At 67.9% G+C, this 343-nt stretch carries 1 pseudogene; it reads left to right on the top strand.

Annotation, left to right across the window (positions count from 1 at the left end):
- Window positions 1-343: pseudogene (locus tag CVH10_RS26700) on the top strand (type VI secretion protein ImpB); the annotation flags it as partial.

Genomic DNA, 343 nt, shown 5'->3' with positions numbered 1-343 from the left:
TTTCTTCCGTCTGCCGCCGCTCGCGAGCGGCCTTGGCGATGTGCGGACCGCGCACGCGGTTCGCGAGGATATTGCGCGTTCCGTCGGGCTACCGACCCGGATCGGGTTGGGTCCGACCCGCACGCTCTCGAAGGTCGCGAACGCCTTGGCGAAGGCGACGGAGAAGGTGTGGGGCGGCGTGGTCGACCTCCACGACATCGAACTGCGACGGCGATTGTTCGAGCATTGGCCCGTTGGGGAGGTATGGGGGATCGGAGGGGCGCTGGAAGCCCGTTTGCGGCCTCTCGGTGTAAAGACGACGGCGGACCTGGCTGCGCTGCCCCCTCAAGTCGCGCGCGATGTC

The organism is Halomonas sp. ND22Bw (assembly GCF_003011945.1).
GTDB lineage: Bacteria > Pseudomonadota > Gammaproteobacteria > Pseudomonadales > Halomonadaceae > Halomonas > Halomonas halophila.
This window is presented reverse-complemented; position numbering and strand designations above follow the sequence as displayed.